This is a genomic window from Raoultella sp. (assembly GCF_039594335.1).
Lineage (GTDB): Bacteria > Pseudomonadota > Gammaproteobacteria > Enterobacterales > Enterobacteriaceae > Klebsiella.
Map to the genome: position 1 here is coordinate 1 of NZ_JBCNNS010000261.1, position 3,294 is coordinate 3,294.

A 3,294-nucleotide genomic window follows, 5' to 3' on the forward strand; every position below is an offset into this window, starting at 1 on the left:
CCGGGGGGCGTAGCCATTTATTCATCAAATTACAGCAGTTTAAATCCGCGCGACTATCCGGATGACGCGACGTTCCGCAGTTACATCGACAATGAGTATATGGGGCACAAATGGCAGTGCGTTGAATTCGCGCGTCGTTTTTTGTTCCTCACCTACGGCTTTGTCTTTACCGATGTCGGCATGGCCTATGAAATCTTCTCCCTGCGTTTTCTGCGTGAAGTGGTCAATGACAATATTCTGCCGCTACAGGCTTTCGCAAACGGCGCCCGCCGTCCGCCGATGGTCGGCTCGCTGCTGATTTGGCAGAAGGGCGGTGAGTTTAAGCATACCGGCCATGTTGCGATCATTACCCAACTGGTAGGGAATAAGGTCCGTATCGCCGAGCAAAACGTGATTCACGCGCCGCTGCCGCAGGGCCAGCAATGGACCCGCGAATTAACGCTGGAAGTGCAAGAGGGTTTCTACACCATCAAAGACACCTTTGCCGACACCGAAATATTAGGCTGGATGATTCAGACCGCCGATACCGAGCACAGTCTGCCGCAGCCGGTGCTGCCGGGCGAAGCGATGGCGATTCAGGGCGCGAGACTGCCGAATAAAGGCCAGTTCCGCGGTAACTGGCTGAACGAGAAAGATTCGCTGCAGAAAGCCTACGTGGCCGCCAACGGTCATTTTATCAATCAAGATCCCTATCAGTACTTCACCATTACCGAAAGCGCCGAGCAGGAGCTGATCAAAGCGACCAATGAGCTGCATTTGATGTATCTGCACGCCACCGACAAGGTGATGAAAGATGACAATCTGCTGGCGCTGTTTGATATCCCCAAAATTCTCTGGCCGCGCCTGCGTCTCTCGTGGCAGCGGCGCCGTCATCATATGATTACCGGCCGCATGGATTTCTGTATGGATGAGCGCGGGCTGAAGGTCTATGAATACAATGCCGACTCCGCCTCCTGTCATACCGAAGGTGGACTGATCCTCGAACAGTGGCTGAAACAGGGCTACTACGGTAGCGGACACAACCCGGCGGAAACCCTGCTTGATGAGCTGGCGGGCGCCTGGAAACACAGCCGCGCTCGTCCTTTCGTGCATATCATGCAGGACAAGGATCTGGAGGAGAACTACCACGCGCTGTTTATCCAGCGCTCGCTCACGCAGGCGGGATTCGAAAGTAAGATCCTCTTTGGTCTAGATGAGCTGCACTGGGACGCTGCCGGGCAGCTGATCGACGGCGACGGGCGTCTGGTAAACTGCGTCTGGAAAACCTGGGCCTGGGAAACCGCCATCGAGCAGGTGCGCGAAGTCAGCGCCGATGAGTATGCCGCCGTTCCGATCCGTACCGGGCATCCGCAAAACGCAGTGCGGCTGATCGACGTGCTGCTGCGTCCGGAGGTGCTGGTCTTCGAACCGCTGTGGACGGTGATCCCCGGTAACAAGGCTATTCTGCCGGTACTGTGGTCGCTGTTCCCCAACCACCGCTATCTGTTGGATACCGATTTTGTGATCAACGACGAGCTGGCGAAAACCGGCTATGCGGTGAAGCCTATCTCTGGCCGCTGCGGCAACAACATCGATTTGATCGGTCCGAAAGACGAAGTGCTGGATAAAACCAGCGGGCAGTTTGTCGATCGTAAAAATATTTACCAGCAGCTCTGGTGCCTGCCGAAGGTGGATGGTAAATACATTCAGGTGTGTACATTTACCGTCGGTGGCAATTACGGCGGGACTTGTTTGCGCGGCGATGATTCGCTGGTGGTCAAAAAAGAGAGTGATATCGAACCGTTAATTGTGCTGAAAGACAGCGACGGCCGGTAGCCGGCAGCCCGGACAGCACCGTAAACGGCCTGTCCGGGAAACAAATCCTGCAAACACAATAAGTTAAAAAGAAAACAACCAGACAGAAAAGGAAAATAATATGCACGACAGGCGACTCGCCGCCCGCGCGGGTGAACTTAAGCCCTCCGCCGTCCGCGAACTTCTTAAGCACAGTAAACTGCCCGGCGTTATTTCTCTGGGCGGCGGGATTCCGGCTCCGGAGCTGTTTGATACCGAAGGGTTGAATCTGGCTGTGCAGCAGGTGATGAGCGGGCGCTTCAACGATGCATTTCAGTATGGTTTGACCGAAGGCTACCCGCCGTTGCGTCAGGCCGTAAGCGAACTGTGTCAGGCGCGCGGTGTTGACTGCCAGGCCAGCCATGTCTATATCACCTCCGGTTCTCAGCAATCGTTGGATATTGTGGCTCGCACGCTGCTCGATCCGGGCGATGCGATTGTGGTTGAGCGCCCGACCTATCTGGCGGCGCTGCAGGTATTTCAACTGGCACAGGCCAATATTCTCAGCGTAGATACCGACGATAACGGAATGCTGGTTGAACAGCTGGCCGATCTGCTGGAAACGACCCGCGTCAAAGCGGTTTATCTGGTGCCGACCTTTGGCAACCCGGGCGGAAAAACCCTGAGCGAAGATCGCCGCCGCCGTCTGGTGGCGCTGGCGAAACAGCATGATTTTGTCATCATCGAAGATGACCCCTATGGCGAAATCAGTTTTACTGATGAAGTTCGCCGTCCGCTGTATCAGCACGCGATTGAGTTGGGCTGTGAAGATCAGGTGGTCTACACCTCCACCTTCTCCAAAATTCTTGCTCCGGGGATGCGTATCGGCTGGATCGTGATGCCGGACTGGCTGGCGCAGCAGACGGTGATCGTCAAGCAGGCGGCGGATCTGCATACCAATATGTTGTCGCAGGTGATCACGGCGGAATATCTGGCGATGAATCGTCTGGATAAGCAGATCGCGCTGATCCGTGAGGATTATCGTAAGAAGTGTGTAGCGCTGGCGGATGCGCTGGAGTCGCGTCTCGGAGAGCATATTGCATTCAGCCGACCCAAAGGTGGGATGTTCCTGTGGGCTCGCTTCCGCTATTCGTTTGATACGATGGAATGGATGAAGACAACGTTGGCAAACGGCGTCGTGTTTGTTCCTGGCGAAGCGTTTTATCACGATAATCCGGATACCCGTACGCTGCGTCTGTCCTATTCTACGGTCTCGGAAGAAGGGCTGATGACCGCCGTTGAGCGTCTGGCGAAATCGCTGTAGCTCTCTATAAATAACTCCGCGCCGCCGGGCGGCACGGAGTCTTAATCTGATTTAATCGCTTTCGGCGATGCGGTCATCGAGCCAAATCAGCATCAGTGAGGAGAGAAATGCAACGCTGAGTGTGCCAATAAATAGCCACATAAAGAATACCTCAGAGGTTTTTTATTATTTTTCTGTTATTACCGGTGAGTCGTTGT

Annotated in this window: 2 protein-coding genes; both read left to right on the forward strand. The window is 54.8% G+C overall.

Annotated features, from left to right (window positions below; genetic code table 11):
* Positions 1 to 1,815, forward strand: a 1,815-nt coding sequence (gene gss / locus ACZAHD_RS22680; protein WP_462458731.1) for a bifunctional glutathionylspermidine amidase/synthase, incomplete at its 5' end; no start/stop codon positions are given.
* A 100-nt stretch (positions 1,816 to 1,915) separates the two neighbouring features.
* Positions 1,916 to 3,097 carry an aminotransferase-like domain-containing protein gene (locus ACZAHD_RS22685; protein ID WP_462458732.1) on the forward strand — a complete coding sequence of 394 codons (1,182 nt, stop codon included), beginning with the start codon at positions 1,916 to 1,918 and terminating at the stop codon, positions 3,095 to 3,097.
* Positions 3,098 to 3,294: the final 197 nt, after the last annotated feature.